Here is a 16,932-nt window from a genome sequence, read left to right as displayed (position 1 = left end):
ATTTTCGTAAAAAATTTAAATACCGTTATTTACTCAACATCAATAGTTCGTTACAAACCACTTCTGTAACATATCGCTTTTCACCCGTAGAGGTCTCATAGCTTCTTGAAGTCAATTTACCTTCAATAGCCACTTCTTTTCCCTTTTGTAAGTATTTTTCAACTAAAGCTGCTGTTCTTCCCCATGCTACAATATTGTGCCATTGCGTATCCGTAATTTTTTCACCTTGAGCATTTTTATAGCTTTCATTTGTGGCGATTGAAAATTTAGCCAATGTTTTACCTGATTCTAGATTGATGATTTCTGGATCATTTCCTAAGTTACCAATCAACTGTACTTTGTTTTTTAGCGTGTTCATAATTTTAAATTTTTTCGTTAAACAGTTAATACTATCGAGTTCTGATGTTTCGACAAGGCAAAGATGCAACCCAAACAAAATTTTAGTCGGTTGTTACACATTTAAAATCGTTTGTAAATGTTTGTAGTCGTTTGTAAACGAATATTTATTATATTTGAGGGCATCTATATACAATGTGGGACAAGGGAATATAAGTCTTTAAGGGAGTGGTTTTTACCACTTTTTTTGTGAAGTAAGATCTTTGGTCAACGGTTATAGTTCCACTTAATCAGAACTCCAGAGCGTTTAGCATCTTGCTGAATAAACCAAAGATAATTCTGTCAATTAGCGTGTCGCACTTGGCAATACTTTAGTCCTGCCATACGGTCAAAACCGATGCTATTTTTTGTCTTTCTTTCATTATTTTAAAATAATGATAATCCATCTTTTGTTAAATGTTTAGACTACTTTTCTTACTCAAAAGATGTATTTCTCTTGAGATCATCTCCCATACCTGTAAAATTCATCAATCCAAGCATCATTACACCTGTATTTGATTGTAAAGTTAAATTACTAATAAACGCTCTTAAATAAGGGAATACGATTGCAATTGAATTACTAAAAAAATAAATAGGAATTTCTTCTGAATTTAAGGGTTTTGAAAACTTAAATTCAGATATGCTTTTTATCTGAATTATAGGGTTGTTTTCTTTTCCTTTTTCAAAACCTTTAAATTCTAAAGTTAGAAAAAATACTCCTGATTTAGAATTAAACTTTCCTGTTGGATTAAAATCTAATATTAATTCAGGCTCTTGATTTTCTGAATCATTATAAGAAAAATTAGGTACTCTAAACGCTTTAAAACTAAACGATGCCTTTTTTGCTTCTGCCATATTACAAATTTAATTAAAAAAAAACTCCAATTCTTTGTTGGAGTTTTTTTTATTTTTAAGTGACCACCATTTTTTAGTCGGTGGAATTTCTATTGGTATGTTGTTGTTACATTGAGATTTAATTTCTATAAAGTCAATTTCTTCAAATGTAGTATAATCAATACTTTGAGTTAAAAAGTCAAAATCAATAAAAGCCTCAAAATTAATTTCCTCATGATGTACTTCCTCAAAATCAATATGATAATCAAGAATTTTATTGCTCTTTAATTCAAGCAATGGATTTTTAATTTCAATTAACTCGTTTTCTGTGATGAAAAGAACTTCTTGATTTGGAAACAAATCCTCAAATTCATTCTCTAAAGAAATTTGTTGGTCAATATATAAGTTATCTGAATTATAACATTCTATTGGTTTTACTTTTATAATATGAGTATTAATATAATCTCTATACTCGTATGCAATATCTAAATAAGGACAAACATTGTGAAGGGAAACTAAATTATTTTTTAAAAAGGTTATGGACTCCATTTACAATTTTATTTTTATTGATTTTATAATTTCCCGACTCAATTTTAACGCAGTATTACTTTTATTATAATCTACTTCTTCGTTAAAATAATCGGATTCTTCTCTATACACTTTAAGAGTTTTGATTTTATTTTGTAATTCTCTTTTGTAATAAACATCCGTCTTCTCTTCAATTCTTTTAAGCATTAATGATATTGGATATTTATGTGATGTAAGAGGGGTTCCTCCATTTTGTTTTGAAAGATTAATATCTTGCTCCATTTTGGCGTATGTAATGCCAATTTCATTTAGTTTTGATTTAATGAATTGAAAACACCCAAAATAGGAACAATGTACACTTGGTGCATAACATTGATGTTTTTCTATTAAAACCTCCGCAGCATCTAAATTGAAAACTGATTTAGCCTTTAAATAACTCAATATTTTATATGTTTTTTTAAGGGACGCAAATGTACTAAAAGTTTTTAAACTTTTGTATATCATAGTAAATCTATACAAATTATTACTAATAACAATACTGTCTTGTGTTAAAAATACTTAAAAAGCATAAATACAATATTTTATATAGTTAACCTCTTATAGCTTAAATCACTTTCGCTACCGACCAAAAACTTCTCAAACCTTTCTTGGCTTGTCAAAGAACGTATATTGAAACGTGCGCTGTATTCATCCAGATAACGCTCCAAATGTTTCTCGATTACTTGATGATCCAGACTTTCCGAGTTATTGGACTTTAGTTCGCAAAGAAGAATACCCAATTGAATTTGGGAGTTACAAGATTTATAAAGTAAAGCACTATTGATTTTATGGTAACATATTGATTGTTAAAAAGATGTTAACAATATTTTATTCGAAAAAGAATACAATTGATATCATTTACTAAATTAGTAATGCTGTTAATATAAATTTTTTTCAATCATGTCTAAAGAAAAGCAAACAAAAACAAAAACCATTCGGTTGGATGAGTCTCTTATTGAAAAATTAGAAACTCTTGCTAAAAAAGACAACAGGAATTTCAATAACTATATTGAAACAATCCTAATCCGTGAAGCTCGAACTAGTGCTTTGAATCGGATTTAAAAAAGCAAAAGGGTACTATTCGCAGTAGCACCCTTTTATTTGACACGACAGAGAGACGTGTTTAGTATTAGCTCTCTATCAAATACCGTTTTAGAAATGTCCGTTACAAGAACAACGACTAAAACTGTACGTATTCGAGTTAAAACTTCAACTGGCTACAAGTATGTACCCATGAAAGTTACAACCCGGGTAACTACCTCAAGGTAGTTATAACAGTAACGCTAAATGATTGAACAATAGTATGTCATTTAGCTTTTTTTAAGAGAGTAATCAAAGGTTTTATCAGTGTATGTAAAGCTGAAAGTCAAATTAGTTAAACGATCCATTGACTTTAAACTAAACATTCCAAAGATTACCTAATTAAACGTCAGTACTGAAATACTGGCGTTTTTTTGTTTAACACAAATATAATGAATACTTTTGACATATAAGTGCTTATATGTCAAAATTCAATAAAAGAATTGGAAATATTTTTGTAGCAATATCTAACAATAAGGTCGTATATGCTTCATCAAATTTTGCCGACCTTATAAAGGAATTAAAGAAAATTGATAGAGGCATCATGTCTAGAAACCATTATAGGTCAATTATAATAGAAAAAGGGATATACGAGTTTACTAGTGATGTTACTTCAATTAATTATACTCTTCAAAGAATAGAGAACGATAAAGTCTAGTTAACTTTATACGATATAATTTTAAACTGTAATTATCATAAATATTATTTAGTAATAAAAAATTATATTAATTTGTTATTAAATAAAAACCATTTAAATGTATAGATATGGAGTTTTCAGATATGATAACAATTGCAGCTATTCTTCTATCCCCTTTGATAGCGGTTCAGGTAACAAGATTAATAGACAAAAAAAGAGAGGTAACAAATCGACAAATGGATTTGTTTAGAGTGCTTATGGGTCAAAGAGGGCTTACACCTAGAACGGATGAGTATGTTATTGCCTTGAATCAAATTGACGCTGTTTTTCACGATGTTCCGAAAATTCGTGAAGCATATACGGATCTCTACAAAGCGACCTCCCCAAACTCTCCCGAGATTTCCGACAGTGGGAAGTACTTAATTGTTCTATTGCGTGAAATGTCGAAACATTTAAGGTTTGGAAACATTGATGATCTAGACATTGACAGGTATTATACTCCACAGTCAAGGTCTGACGGCCAGAAACTTGTGAACGAGTATTACACAGAGTTTTTAAGGGTCTTAAAATCATCTGAAAGATTTTAGATATATTTTGTGTCATTATTTTTAGCTGTTTAACTGAATATCTAACACTTAAAAAGCCGTCTATTTAATTTGGATTTGTCCCACATTGTATATAGATGCCTATTTGGAGAATGAAATACACCATAGATCATGCTTTAGAGGTTTTGGAGCAAACACCTAAAGTTCTCAATACGTTCTTGTCAAAACTATCTGACGACTGGATTTTTTGCACTGAAGGCGAAAACACTTGGAGTGCATTTGATATTGTTGGGCATCTCATTCATGGTGAGAAAACCGATTGGATTGCACGTATGCAAATAATATTAAGTGATGCGCCTGACAAAACTTTTGAGTTATTTGATCGATTTGCACAATTTGAAAACTCTAAAGGAAAAACACTTTTGGAATTGCTAGATGAGTTTTCAGTTTTAAGGGAACAAAATTTGAACCACTTAAAATCATTAAATCTTTCTGAAGATCAACTGCTTCTTGAAGCTACTCACCCTGAATTAGGCACCGTGACCCTTAAGCAATTATTGGCAACTTGGGTGGTGCACGATTTAAATCATATTGCTCAACTGTCGCGTGTTATGGCAAAGCAATACACAACCGAAGTTGGTCCTTGGAAAGCCTATCTCCCACTTTTGAACACTTAGGCAATGGAATTTCATATCGAAACCGAACGTTTACTTTTAAGGCATATGCTTCCCACGGATATTGAGGATATGTTCGAACTCGATTCAGACCACGATGTTCATCGTTATCTTGGTAACAAAGCGTTTACAACCAAAAAACAATCAGAAGCATATATTAATGATGTTATTGAACAGTACCGCACATTTGGAATTGGTAGATGGGCCATGATTAATAAACAAACCCATGAATTCATGGGTTGGTCAGGGCTTAAATATTATACAAAACCTATGAATGGACATGTTAATTTTTATGATGTTGGTTACCGCATCATCAAACGTTTTTGGGGAAAGGGCTATGCAACCGAATCTGCAAAAGCAGTTCTAGACTATGGTTTAAATACAATGAATCTAAATACTATTTACGGAATAACCCATCAAGAGAACGACGCTTCACATCATGTCCTTTTGAAAATTGGTCTAAATTATATTGAAGACTTTTATGATGAAGACTTGCAAATGCAGCTTCGTTGGTATAACATTTCAAAATCATAACCATGCAAAAAAAATGTAAAGAATGTGGCGAAAAAATAGTTGGCCGTACTGACAAAAAATTCTGTAGCGACGCTTGCCGAAATTCATATAATAACAGTATCAATAAAGACAGTAAAAACCTCATTAGAAACACCAATAATAGACTTCGTAAAAACTACAGAATACTCGAAGAATTAAATCCAGAACAAAAGACCAAAGTCTCGAAAGCAAAACTTATCGAAAAAGGATTTGATTTTAATTATTTCACAAGTATATATACCACAAAGGCAGGAACTATATACTATTTTATTTACGACCAAGGATATCTTCCTATAGAAGGTGATTATTTCGCATTAGTCAAGCGAGAATCTTAAGGTAATTATTTCCAAGTATGCCCTTTTAATTTTAAGGCGGCTTTTAAAATATCTTTTTGACTTATTTGGCCAACTAATTTTCCATTTTCAACAATCGGGAAACGCCTCCGTTTAGATTCTAAAAACTTATTGGCAGCATCAAATATATTCATGTTACCATCAATGGTTTCAACATTTTTAACCATATGCTTTTCTACCGTTTGGTTGTCCATAGGCATATTGTAATACCGACTTTCACTAATTTGTTTAATACAATCACCTTCAGAAATTACACCAATAAGCTCATTCTTTTCATTAACTACTGGTCCACCAGAAATTCGATGCTTTATCAGGGTGTCAATCACGTTTTCAATTCTTTGGTCAGACTTAAACGTAATTAATTTAGTTGTCATATAATCACTCACCTTCAAGGGAACGTCTCCTGTATTCTTCTTTTGTTCTTTTCGTGCGGCTAGAAAACTTTTAATACCCATAATGCTATACTTTAATAATTCTAAAAATACTTAAAAAACCCGAATTAAACTAACTTAAAGTTTCGGCTGAAATATTTCGTAATTTTGAAATCTAGCAAATTACCTATGCTAAAATTATAAATTCATTTGTATTGAACACCCAAATTACTATTATTGGATGTGGTTGGTTAGGGCTTCCTTTAGCACAACATTTGATCAAACTTAATTACAAGGTTAAGGGATCTACAACTTCATTAGCAAAAATAGCAACGCTTAAAAATAATGGCATAAATGCCTATTGTATAACAATAAATTCAGATAAGATTACAGGGCCAATAGAAAACTGTTTAGAAAATAGTGAGGCACTTATAATAAATATACCTCCCGGGCTTAGACGAAATCCAAATCAAAATTATGTAGCAAAAATTAAAACTCTAATAACGCATATTGAAAAATCCGGATTAAAAAAGGTGTTGTTTGTTAGTAGCACTTCGGTCTATGCTGATGAATTTCCCATTCAAGAAATCACAGAAAGTACCTTGCCAAATCCAACTACTGAATCTGGAAAACAACTTTTGATTTCAGAAAAACTACTACAAAGCAATCCAAATTTTAAGACTACCGTGTTACGATTTGCCGGATTAATTGGCCCTAAGAGGCATCCTGCAAAGCAACTTTCGGGGAAATCTAATTTAAAAAACCCTGAAGCACCAGTAAATTTAATTCATTTGACCGATTGCATTTCGATCATTGAAAAGATTATTACGGTCAATGATTTTGGTGAAACCTATAATGCGTCAACAACACCTCATCCAAATAAAAAAATGTATTATTCAACAGTTTGTAAAGCCATGGGATTAAACTTGCCTCATTATGAATTGTCCCAACCAAGCAAAGGAAAGACCATTAGTTCTAAAAAGTTAGAACACCATTTTAACTATGATTTTCAAATAAAACTGGAATAATTAGCAGGTTTTTAAGAATTTATCTTATTAATTTTTTTAGTTTAGCCCATTAAAATTTTAGAACTGATGAAAAAGATTGTACTACTTCTTCTTGTAACGGCGTCAATGAGTATTTCGGCGCAAACAAAAACAGAACTTGTAAAACATTTTGAAGCTTACTATAAGCAAATGAAATCTCAAGGTGATGTGCAAGGAATTATTAATGCCATGACACATTTAGATGTCTTGAATCCATCACAAGCGCGAAAAGACACCTTGGCTTACATCTATGCTTCTGAAGGTAGAAATATTGAAGCATTGAATACAATTGGTGTGGAAAAAAATTCTACAGATTCAGATATTAATGTTGAAGTTAAAGCTATTGCTTTAAAATCCTTGAACCAGCCCAAAAGAGCCTTAGAGCATTATGAAGTGTTATTTCAACGCCAACCAAATCCACAGTTAGCTTATGAAATTGCCGATTTAAAAATACAAACACAAGATTTGCCAGGAGCGAAAGCTTCAATAGAATATGGATTAGCCAATGTGAAAGATGATATGGTACGCACCTATTACGAAACACAGCAACCGTATCAAACCTCATTAAAGGCAGGTTTTTTATATTTAAAAGCCTTGGTGCTATTTAACGAAGATAAAGTAGCAAATGTAGAAAGTGCTTTAGCTACTATGAATAGAGCCTTGGCAATAGACCCTAATTTTAATTTAGCCAGAATAAGTAAAGAGGCCCTGCTAAAAATTAAGAAAGAATAAATAAAACAATTCTAATAAAAAAAGCAGCCTATGGCTGCTTTTTTTATTCATATGACTTTGGATATTACCAAATTCTAACTCGTTTTTCAGGAGCTAAATACATAGGATCTCCTTCTTTAATATCAAAAGCTTCGTAAAAAGCATCAATATTTTTTAAAGGTTGTGTTGCTCTGTAAATACCTGGCGAATGAGGATCTGTTTTGATTTGTGTTCGTAACGCATCTTCTCTAGTTAATGTTCTCCAAACTGTTGCCCAACTCATAAAGAAACGTTGTTCTGGTGTAAATCCATCAATGTTTTCAGGTCTACCATTTTTTTTGAAAAACAACTGTAAGCCATCATAAGCACCTAAAAGTCCTCCAAGATCACCAATGTTTTCACCTAAAGTAAATTTCCCATTAATGTAAACACTGTCTAGTACTTCAATGGCACTATATTGTTCTGCAAGGGCATCTCCGCGTTTAGTGAATTCTTCAAGATCTTTTTCTGTCCACCAATTTTTAAGATTTCCATCGCCATCAAAACGAGCTCCTGAATCGTCAAAAGCATGAGAGATTTCATGACCAATTACTGCACCAATTCCGCCATAATTTACAGCTTCATCGGCAGTATAATTATAGAAAGGTGGTTGCAAAATGGCCGCTGGAAATACAATTTCGTTATTCATTGGATTAAAGTACGCATTTACAGTTTGAGGCGGCATTCCCCATTCAGTCTTGTCTACAGGTTCCCCAATTTCAGATAAGTTTTTTTCCATTGCCCATTTACCAACTGCTAACATGTTTTCTGCATAGCTATTCCCTTCTTTCACCATTAAATTAGAATAATCCTCCCATTCATCGGGGTAGGCAATTTTAACTGTAAACTTATCTAATTTTTCAATTGCCTTTAATTTTGTCTCTTCACTCATCCAATCCAAGTTTTTAATTCGGTTTTGGAAAGCTTTGATAACGTTAGCAATCATAAGTTCTGCCTTTGCTTTCGCTTCTGGCGGGAATTTTGCTTCTACATATAATTTACCAATGGCTTCTCCAACTGCACCGTCTACTGTGCCTAGAGCGCGTTCTTCAGCAGGACGTTGTTTTTGTGCCCCGTTTAAAGTTTTAGAGTAAAATTCCCAATTCGCTTTTTCAATCTCGGTGGTTAAAAATCCAGCTGCATTATTTAATGTACTCCAATCCATTAGCGTTTTAATGTCTTCAATTGGTGTGGTTTTTAAGAAGGAATTTAGTGCAACCATATATTTAGGTTGCATTACGTTAAGTGTATCGATTTTTTTAGTGATACCCATATCTGCAATAAACTTGTTCCAATCAATTACGGGAGTTAATTTTTGCAAATCAGCAACTGACATTGGATTATTAAAGTTTCGAGCATCACGCATGGCAACCTTATCTAATCTTGTTTCGGCTAATTTAGTTTCTAAACTTAATATTTTTTGTGCCGCTGTTTTTGCTTCAGCTTCACTATAGTTAATAAATTGAAGCATTCTTTCGACATGGTCAACATACTGACCTCTAATTTTTACAGACTTTTCATCCTGGTCTAGATAATAATCACGTTGCAGTCCAAGTCCAGGAGCAAACAGCCAAGCAATATTCATACTACTATCGTTAAGATTAGCGGAGGCGCCAATTCCTGCAAAGGGAGCAGAAACACCCATGGTAGAAGCGTACACGGTTTGCATATCTTTAAGATTCTTAATCCCGTCAATTGCATCCAATAATGGTTGAAGTGGTTTAATCCCAGCTGCATCACGAGCAACAGTATCCAATTCGGTTTCAAAAATAAGTAATGCTTTTTTTTGATCGGTACCTTCAGCGTATGTGCCTAATTCTTTAGACGTTTTTACGATGTCTAAAACATCTTTTCGAGTAGACTTGCGTAATACCCCAAAACCACCCCATCGGGTTTCGTCATCAGGAATGGTGTTGGTTTTCATCCAATTACCATTAACGTAATTATAAAAATCATCTTTAGGACTCACTGTTGTGTCCATGTTTTCCAGAACAATTCCTGGGATTTTTTCGCTTTCGGCCATGTCTTTTTTGGTGTCTTCTTTGCATCCCATCAAGATGCCAAAAGCCACAAAAGAAACAGCCAATACTTGCTTCATATTGGTTTTCATGTTTTTAAAAATTTTATTCGAATTAAAATTAGTTATTAATAAGAAGTTCAAACTCCAAATTTGTTACATCTTAACAAAACATTAAGACTTATCTATGTCACAAAAATCTACTGCTCAATAACTTCCTTATCCACAAGATTTGCCTCCAATTCAAATTTTTTATTGACTTGAAGATTAAAATTTGAAAGGGCTGTTAAAAATTCTTGTATAGCTTCTAGTTGTGTTGCCTTATCCATATTGTCTAAACGCATAACACTATTTAGTTTTAATAATTTAGTTTCTAAAACTTTAGCTCTAGATAAAATTGGCGCCGTTTTTATAGACTGTGGCATTTCTGTGTTAAAATCGTTTAAAAAGGTTTTAAGTATGGTCTTTTCCTCATTAAAGAAGGAAAAATCAAGAGTTTTTAAAAAGCTTACATAACCTTGCAATTCATTATATTTTTGCCAATCTTGAAGCACATTCCGTGCATCACTACTTAAATTATATTCCACATAATCAAGCTTTTCAATATCCGATTCTGTAATGTTATTGTTAGCGTTTACCTCCAACGCTACTGGAGCTGCTTTTTCTGATAAATTTTTACAGCTAATACTTAAAAGAATCAAAATTAAAATATAAAATTTACTACCGCGCATAAACAATCCTATGGTTCTTATTGAATGGGTAAATATAACTAAACTAAACGTTAATTGTTGTGCATATTTATTTGCTATAAGTTTTTACTCATCGCTTTTCTTACTATTTTTGACACCTCAATAAATGCTTTATTATAGATATGTCTAGAATTTTAATTATTGGTGCCGGAGGTCAAATAGGTTCTGAACTTACCTTTAAATTACGAGAAATTTACGGTGATGATAATGTGATTGCGAGTGATATTAATTACAACAATTTAGATGTTGTAAACTCCGGAATTTTTGAAATTTTAGATGCCCAAGATTATGCTGCAGTAAAAATTTGTATTGAAAAATATAAAATTGATACGGTTTATCTCATGGCGGCCATGTTAAGTGCTACCGGAGAAAAATACCCAATGAAAGCCTGGGACCTTAATATGGACTCGCTTTTCCATGTGCTCAATCTTGCAAAAGAAGGCTTTATAAAAAAAGTGTTCTGGCCTTCAAGTATTGCTGTATTTGGACCAACAACACCTAAAATTAATACCCCTCAACACACCATTACTGAACCTTCAACGGTTTATGGAATAACCAAACAAGTTGGTGAACGTTGGTGTGAATATTATCATCAAAAATACAATGTTGATGTGAGAAGTATTAGATATCCTGGTATTATAAGCTGGAAAACAATGCCTGGAGGCGGCACAACAGATTATGCCGTAGACATATTCCACAAAGCCATCACCGAAGGTAAATATGAATGCTTTCTGACTGAAAACACCGCTCTACCTATGATGTTTATGGAGGATGCTATAAAGGCAACCGTTCATATTATGGAAGCCCCAGAAGAACAAATTAAAATTCGTTCGTCATATAATTTGTCAGCATTCAGTTTTACTCCAAAACAACTAGTTGAAACTATAAAAAAGCACATTCCAGATTTTGAAATCACTTATAAATCAGACTATCGTCAGCAAATAGCCGATAGTTGGCCGCAATCTATAGATGATAGTGCGGCAAGAGAAGATTGGAATTGGAACCACGATTATAATTTAGTTCAAATGACTAAAGAAATGATCGTTCAATTAGGACACAAATATAAACTAGAGAAAAAGTAAGAGTAAGACACTTTATTACTTTTTAATTTTCTTCGTAGAATTTCGCTCAATGATTTTGGTCTTTACCACATCATGAATGGCATCAGGTGTTGACTTCTTTTCAATTCTATTAATAAGTCTATCAACAGCTAAACTTCCAATATTTTCGGCATGTTGACTCACTACAGTTAACGATGGCATCGCATATTCTGAAATAAGCCCATTGGTAAAGCCAATTACAGAAATATCATCTGGAATGCTAAATCCGTTCAATCTTGCCACGTTCATGGCCAACAGTGCCGAGTATTCATCAGCTGCTAAAATAGCCTCGATTTTTTGTTCCTTTAATACGCTGCCAAGTCCTTTTTCAATGGCTTTATAATTTTCTAAGTTTAAAACTATCGGAGTTCGTTTAAGATTTGCCATTGCCTTTTTATAGCCTTGCTCTCTTAAACGCCCTACGCTTATCCCCGACAAAGTATTTAGAAAAAGAATATTTTGCCCAGCCGTTTTTGATAAAAACTTTGTGGCTTTATAGGCGCCTTCTAAATCATCTACTGTGACCTTATCGCAATCAATGTCATCCAAAACCCTATCAAACATCACCATGGGTAAGCTATAATTTAAACTCTTTTGAAAGTGCGATATCTGGTTTGTTTTTTGAGTTTCTTCAGCAACCGACAAAATAATGCCATCAACACTTCCATTAATAAATGTGTCAATACTTTCTTGTTCCTTTTTAAAGGTTTCGTTAGATAAACATATAATTATTTTATATCCTCTTTTTGTAGCTTCGGCCTCTATGCCATAGAGTACTTTATTAAAGAATTCGATTAAAATTGACGGAATAATAACGCCAATAGTTTTAGTTGATTTTGACTTTAAGCTTTGCGCAATATTATTGGGAACATAGTTACAGGAAGCTGCTAGTTCTTTAATTTTTATTCGCGTTGGGAGACTGATTTCTGGACTGTCATTCAAGGCCTTTGATACTGTTGAAATCGACACATCCAACATTTTAGCTAAGTCTTTCAAAGTTGTTTTTGCTGCCATGCGATAAAGTTACTAAAACTAATGTATAAATTGTATAGTCATTTTGAAACAACTATTTTATAAAATATTTCTACTTGTATCTTCAGTATTTATCTATTAAAACTTCTATATTTAGAATGAGCCTGCTATAAACTGAATATTTGTATGTAATTTGGGGTAATAATGAAAGCCACTAAAGAAAATATAATTAAATCGGCCATAAAATTATTTAACACCAACGGCCTTGTTAATGTAAGATTGCAACATATTGCTGATGATGCAGGCATAAGCGTAGGAAACCTTGCCTACCATTATTACAGTAAGAAAGCCATTGTAGCGGCCATTGACAATCAATTAGAAGATGAGATTGGAGCAATGCTCAATGCAACTTTGGATTTTCCTTATCTTATTGATTTTGATAATCATTTATCCAATTATTATGATCTTTTAAAGCGCTATTCATTTTATTTTTTGGATGTATTAGAACTTGAACGTGCTTATCCTAAATTACATATAAAACGCATTGATTACATCAATAAATTGATTTTGCAATTTCACAATTGGATGGTTTTGAACTGTAAAAAAGGCATTTTGCAATCTGAAACCTATACCAATCAATTTGCAAATTCAGCACTTACCATTTGGATGATTATTACCTTTTGGCTCACCCAACAAAAAGTACGTGGAAACATAGCTGAAAACGAAGGAGCTTTCAAGGAAGTGGTTTGGAATCAGCTCTTACCCTTATTTACCGAAACTGCTTTGATGGAATATGAGGCCATTATTTTACCCCAGTTAAAATACTATTAAAATTCAGTATTAGTGCATTTTTGTTTCCAAATAGCTAGCGTTAATTACCTAATAATGTGCTCTCTATGCTATATTTAATAGAAGATTTCGCATGTAATTAACTTTTATTCGTATATTTAAGTACTAACTAGTCCATCCCTTCATATGATAAAATTTACACAACTAACGGTAATTTTATTTATCGTATTATCTTCAAACGCTCAAAACCAAAATCCCGAAAAAATAGACACGATCACGGTAAGTGTCACACGATCTATATCGAAATTAGAAAATCTCCCTATCAATGTGTCATTTATTACCAAAAATGAAATTGAAGAATTACAACCACTAACGGCTACTGAAGCTCTTAAAAGCATTCCAGGAATCACCTTACAAAGCGATGGCGGCTTAACAAGCACCCCTATTATAAGAGGTCTCTCTAGAGAACGTGCACCCGTTTTAATTGATGGTAATTCTTTCGTAGGAGGGCGTATACGAACCTTTGCATTAATTGATCCTTTTCAAATTGAACGTATTGAAGTAATTAAAGGGCCAGCTTCTGCCTTTTGGGGAAGTGACGCGGTTGGAGGCTTGATTAATATCATTACTAGAAAAGCGGAGTCTGGATTTGGAAAAGATTTTAAAATTGGAAGCAGCTTATATTCAGGGTATCAATCTGTAAATACTCATAAGCGCGGGCGGCTTGAAGTTGAAGGAAGAGGTAAGGGTATAGATTTTTTAATTGGAGGTGGATTACGAGACGCTGAGAACACCAAGACACCTTCAGGAGAAATACCAAATAGTCAATTTGAATCTCAATATCTAGATTGGAATATTGGCTATTCACCTAAACAAAATCATAGATTTGAAATTAGTGGAAAGTATTTTAAAAATGACAATGTAGGATTTCCTGGAGGATTAGGAGCCCCAGGTCCCCCAGTTCGCATTCGTCTATTTGCCCCTGATGTGCAAACTGGAATCAATTTTTCATATAATGCTACTAAATTATCTAATAAAATTGAAGCCTTAGGAGTCAATGTTTACAGTAAATGGCAGCGTTTACATATTGATATGATTACCAATGTGTTTTTTGAAGGCACTATGGATCCAAACCGAATTATACATCCCAATTTAGATGTAGATGTAAATTTTGGTGGGGCTAAAGGATTTATTGCCTTAAGACTTAATAAAAATAATAAACTTACGCTAGGGGCCGACTATTTAAGAGAATATAGAAAAGGCACCTATAGAGAGTTAGTGATCGATGTTTATAATAGAAATGGAGATCAAGTCAATCATATTGCACCGCCTGCTGGTCAAATTCAACCCGATAGTTATTCAAATTCTTATGGCTTATTTGCGATTGAAGAATTAAAAATTAATGAGGCTTTAGATTTGCTAGTTGCATTACGCATCGATAATATAGCTACTAGAATTGAAAGCGAGCCATTTTATATTCCAGAAATCGCCGATTTGTTCAATGATCAAAACAGTTCTAGTAACAACACAGCCTTAACTGGTAATATTGGCTTAAAATATCATTTCACTACTAAAATGGATGCCAGTATTAACCTCGCTAATTCGTTTAGAGGGCCAGATTTATTCTCCAAATACAACTTTGCCGATGGGGTAATCCCTAACCCAGATCTTGATCCTGAAAACGGCGTTTTTTATGAATTAAATTACAACTACAAAAACCTAGAAAACCTGTCATTTAATGTGAGTTTTTATCAAAATTTTTTAAGTGATTTATTTGTGCCCGTTAACGTTACTTTTGAAGATACCCCAGCAATTCAAAATCAAAATGTTGGTAAGGCTAAACTTACCGGTTGGGAATATCTTTTAGCCTATAATTTTAATGCTAATTTTAATGGGTTTTGGACCGGTTCTTATATTAGAGGAAAAGATCAAAGTACAAACGAAAATCTTGACTTTATGCCTGCCGATCAAAATGCACTAGGATTACGATTTAAAGATAATAATCAGCTATTTTTTGGTCAGATTGAAGGCGTTTTTACAAGTAAGCAGGATCGAAATGCACCTTCTGAACGCAAAACTGATGCCTATAGTTTATTTAATATTAATACCGGTGTTCATTTACACAGACTCTTTTCTAAACTTCCATATTCTAAATTAATGCTCTCAATAGATAATGTGTTTGATAAAGATTATCAAAGTCATGTTTTTAGGGGAGTGCCAGGTAATCAAACACGTTTTTCGGCACCAGGCAGAAGTATTAATATGCTATTAATCATCAAACTTGGTGCAGCAAGTAGTCGTCTAAGATAAAGTTTGGTTAGTACTATAACTGTGAGGTCACTTGTTTTAAATTTAACATAAAGTGTCTAATTTTTAAGCATAATAATCCCCTCTCACTAATTAAGAACAAGAAAAGTATATACTGATATATTTTTAGTACTTTAGAGCTATATAAATGCATTAAAAATAAGCTATGTGTCTTGCTATTCCCGGACAAATTACAGGCATCATTGATGAGTCTGAAAATGTTTTTAAAATCGGTGTCGTCTCTTTTGGTGGCATTATTAAGAAAATCAATTTAGGTCTTGTTCCCGAAGCTAAAATAGGTGATCATGTCTTGGTACATGTTGGCGTAGCTATGAGTGTTATTGATGAAGAAGAAGCAAAAAAAACTTTAGATTTTCTTCAGGGCACAGATGACCTCGATGAATTGAGACACAGTAGCGATTAAAATACCCTTTTAATTATGAGAATAGCGATAGCTGGAAAAGGCGGTGTAGGAAAAACAACCATAAGTGGAACGCTCTGTAGAGTTCTAGGTAACAGTGGTCGACAAGTTTTGGCGATTGATGGTGATCCTAACCCCAACCTTTCGGTAGTTTTAGGTATCGACAAGGATTCAAAATCTGGCCCTAATTTGAGTACTGATATTATTGAACGGGTAGAAACCGAAGATGGCAAATGGAAATTTCAGGTAAAGATGCCCTTTAATGAAATTCTTGATACCTATGGTCAAAAAGCAGCAGATAATGTAACCCTACTTATGGTTGGAAAGCCCGAAAAAGCGGGTACAGGTTGTATGTGTGGTTCTCATACCGTGGTTCGTGAACTCATACATTCTGCTTTAACTTCTGAAGAAAATAGAATTATTGTTTTAGATACTGAAGCCTCTTTAGAACATATGAAACGAGGCACTTCTAGATATGTAGATCATATTTATACCGTGGTTGAACCCTATTATCGTTCACTTGAAGCGGCATCTCGTTTTGCAGATATGGCAAGAGAGTTAGGTATTGAAAATGTACAAGCCATCGCCAATAAAGTAAGGAATGCCGAAGAGCAACAGGCCATTGTAGATTATTGTAAAAAAATCAATCTTCCTATTGCCACTATTGTACCTTTTGATGAACAAGTGATGCTTGCTGACCTCAAAGGATTGTCGATTATGGACTTTAATAATAAGGCCAAAGTTGTAAGAGCATTAGAAATATTTGCCCAGACATTGTATGCCTAGCGTTTAT

22 protein-coding genes are annotated in these 16,932 nt (G+C 33.2%); 14 read left to right on the top strand and 8 right to left on the bottom strand.

Annotation, left to right across the window (positions count from 1 at the left end; translation table 11 throughout):
• Positions 1–25: 25 nt before the first annotated feature.
• The 4 genes from ACFO5O_RS11930 to ACFO5O_RS11915 form a co-directional block, all read right to left on the bottom strand.
• On the bottom strand, positions 26–358 hold the full coding sequence (locus ACFO5O_RS11930) for a single-stranded DNA-binding protein (RefSeq protein WP_119027653.1): 333 nt from the start codon (positions 356–358) through the stop codon (positions 26–28).
• Between the two features lie 452 nt (positions 359–810).
• Positions 811–1,230 (bottom strand): hypothetical protein, encoded by a 420-nt coding sequence (locus ACFO5O_RS11925; RefSeq protein ID WP_387964059.1) that lies wholly within the window; start codon positions 1,228–1,230, stop codon positions 811–813.
• Between the two features lie 9 nt (positions 1,231–1,239).
• A complete protein-coding gene (locus tag ACFO5O_RS11920) occupies positions 1,240–1,758 on the bottom strand; it encodes a hypothetical protein (RefSeq protein ID WP_387964057.1) in 519 nt (172 codons plus the stop codon).
• Positions 1,759–2,178, bottom strand: a complete 420-nt coding sequence (locus tag ACFO5O_RS11915; RefSeq protein ID WP_387964055.1) for a hypothetical protein — start codon at positions 2,176–2,178, stop codon at positions 1,759–1,761.
• A 235-nt stretch (positions 2,179–2,413) separates the two neighbouring features.
• Between ACFO5O_RS11915 and ACFO5O_RS11910 the strand changes: the two genes are divergently transcribed.
• The 7 genes from ACFO5O_RS11910 to ACFO5O_RS11880 all read left to right on the top strand — a co-directional run bounded on the left by ACFO5O_RS11910 (position 2,414) and on the right by ACFO5O_RS11880 (position 5,599).
• Positions 2,414–2,560, top strand: a complete 147-nt coding sequence (locus tag ACFO5O_RS11910; RefSeq protein WP_387964053.1) for a hypothetical protein — start codon at positions 2,414–2,416, stop codon at positions 2,558–2,560.
• Positions 2,561–2,676: 116 nt separating this feature from the next.
• Positions 2,677–2,838 carry a hypothetical protein gene (locus ACFO5O_RS11905; protein ID WP_387964051.1) on the top strand — a complete coding sequence of 54 codons (162 nt, stop codon included), beginning with the start codon at positions 2,677–2,679 and terminating at the stop codon, positions 2,836–2,838.
• Between the two features lie 439 nt (positions 2,839–3,277).
• Positions 3,278–3,514, top strand: a complete 237-nt coding sequence (locus ACFO5O_RS11900) for a hypothetical protein (protein ID WP_387964049.1) — start codon at positions 3,278–3,280, stop codon at positions 3,512–3,514.
• A 107-nt stretch (positions 3,515–3,621) separates the two neighbouring features.
• Complete coding sequence (locus ACFO5O_RS11895; RefSeq protein ID WP_387964047.1) at positions 3,622–4,080, top strand: DUF6680 family protein; 459 nt, start codon at positions 3,622–3,624, stop codon at positions 4,078–4,080.
• Between the two features lie 110 nt (positions 4,081–4,190).
• The gene (locus tag ACFO5O_RS11890) at positions 4,191–4,715 is read left to right on the top strand and encodes a DinB family protein (RefSeq protein WP_387964045.1); all 525 of its coding nucleotides are present in this window, start codon (positions 4,191–4,193) and stop codon (positions 4,713–4,715) included.
• A 3-nt stretch (positions 4,716–4,718) separates the two neighbouring features.
• Positions 4,719–5,246 (top strand): GNAT family N-acetyltransferase, encoded by a 528-nt coding sequence (locus ACFO5O_RS11885; RefSeq protein ID WP_387964043.1) that lies wholly within the window; start codon positions 4,719–4,721, stop codon positions 5,244–5,246.
• A gap of 2 nt (positions 5,247–5,248) precedes the next feature.
• Complete coding sequence (locus ACFO5O_RS11880; RefSeq protein ID WP_387964041.1) at positions 5,249–5,599, top strand: hypothetical protein; 351 nt, start codon at positions 5,249–5,251, stop codon at positions 5,597–5,599.
• 5 nt (positions 5,600–5,604) lie between these two features.
• Here the strand turns inward: ACFO5O_RS11880 and ACFO5O_RS11875 are convergent, their stop codons facing one another.
• A complete protein-coding gene (locus tag ACFO5O_RS11875; RefSeq protein ID WP_387964039.1) occupies positions 5,605–6,072 on the bottom strand; it encodes a CBS domain-containing protein in 468 nt (155 codons plus the stop codon).
• A 131-nt stretch (positions 6,073–6,203) separates the two neighbouring features.
• Between ACFO5O_RS11875 and ACFO5O_RS11870 the strand changes: the two genes are divergently transcribed.
• Complete coding sequence (locus tag ACFO5O_RS11870) at positions 6,204–7,016, top strand: NAD-dependent epimerase/dehydratase family protein (RefSeq protein ID WP_387964037.1); 813 nt, start codon at positions 6,204–6,206, stop codon at positions 7,014–7,016.
• A gap of 66 nt (positions 7,017–7,082) precedes the next feature.
• Positions 7,083–7,766 carry a tetratricopeptide repeat protein gene (locus tag ACFO5O_RS11865; RefSeq protein WP_387964035.1) on the top strand — a complete coding sequence of 228 codons (684 nt, stop codon included), beginning with the start codon at positions 7,083–7,085 and terminating at the stop codon, positions 7,764–7,766.
• A 64-nt stretch (positions 7,767–7,830) separates the two neighbouring features.
• Here ACFO5O_RS11865 and ACFO5O_RS11860 read toward each other — a convergent pair whose 3' ends face one another.
• Both ACFO5O_RS11860 and ACFO5O_RS11855 read right to left on the bottom strand, forming a co-directional pair.
• Positions 7,831–9,894, bottom strand: coding sequence for a M13 family metallopeptidase (locus ACFO5O_RS11860; protein WP_387964034.1), 2,064 nt, complete (start codon positions 9,892–9,894; stop codon positions 7,831–7,833).
• Positions 9,895–10,001: 107 nt separating this feature from the next.
• On the bottom strand, positions 10,002–10,532 hold the full coding sequence (locus tag ACFO5O_RS11855) for a hypothetical protein (protein ID WP_387964032.1): 531 nt from the start codon (positions 10,530–10,532) through the stop codon (positions 10,002–10,004).
• A 140-nt stretch (positions 10,533–10,672) separates the two neighbouring features.
• Here ACFO5O_RS11855 and ACFO5O_RS11850 point away from each other — a divergent pair, with 140 nt between their 5' ends.
• Positions 10,673–11,632, top strand: coding sequence for an NAD-dependent epimerase/dehydratase family protein (locus ACFO5O_RS11850; RefSeq protein ID WP_387964030.1), 960 nt, complete (start codon positions 10,673–10,675; stop codon positions 11,630–11,632).
• Between the two features lie 15 nt (positions 11,633–11,647).
• Here ACFO5O_RS11850 and ACFO5O_RS11845 read toward each other — a convergent pair whose 3' ends face one another.
• Positions 11,648–12,664 carry a LacI family DNA-binding transcriptional regulator gene (locus ACFO5O_RS11845; protein ID WP_387964028.1) on the bottom strand — a complete coding sequence of 339 codons (1,017 nt, stop codon included), beginning with the start codon at positions 12,662–12,664 and terminating at the stop codon, positions 11,648–11,650.
• A 162-nt stretch (positions 12,665–12,826) separates the two neighbouring features.
• Between ACFO5O_RS11845 and ACFO5O_RS11840 the strand changes: the two genes are divergently transcribed.
• The 4 genes from ACFO5O_RS11840 (at position 12,827) to ACFO5O_RS11825 (ending at position 16,925) form a co-directional block, all read left to right on the top strand.
• A complete protein-coding gene (locus ACFO5O_RS11840; protein ID WP_387964026.1) occupies positions 12,827–13,453 on the top strand; it encodes a TetR/AcrR family transcriptional regulator in 627 nt (208 codons plus the stop codon).
• 144 nt (positions 13,454–13,597) lie between these two features.
• Positions 13,598–15,721 carry a TonB-dependent receptor plug domain-containing protein gene (locus ACFO5O_RS11835; RefSeq protein WP_387964024.1) on the top strand — a complete coding sequence of 708 codons (2,124 nt, stop codon included), beginning with the start codon at positions 13,598–13,600 and terminating at the stop codon, positions 15,719–15,721.
• Between the two features lie 163 nt (positions 15,722–15,884).
• The gene (locus ACFO5O_RS11830; protein WP_387964022.1) at positions 15,885–16,142 is read left to right on the top strand and encodes a HypC/HybG/HupF family hydrogenase formation chaperone; all 258 of its coding nucleotides are present in this window, start codon (positions 15,885–15,887) and stop codon (positions 16,140–16,142) included.
• Positions 16,143–16,157: 15 nt separating this feature from the next.
• Positions 16,158–16,925, top strand: coding sequence for an ATP-binding protein (locus ACFO5O_RS11825; protein WP_387964020.1), 768 nt, complete (start codon positions 16,158–16,160; stop codon positions 16,923–16,925).
• Positions 16,926–16,932: the final 7 nt, after the last annotated feature.

The sequence above is a fragment of the Geojedonia litorea genome, from assembly GCF_042654525.1.
GTDB lineage: Bacteria > Bacteroidota > Bacteroidia > Flavobacteriales > Flavobacteriaceae > Geojedonia > Geojedonia litorea.
The sequence above is the reverse complement of the archived record's forward strand: the minus strand, read 5'-3'. Positions and strand labels throughout refer to the sequence as shown.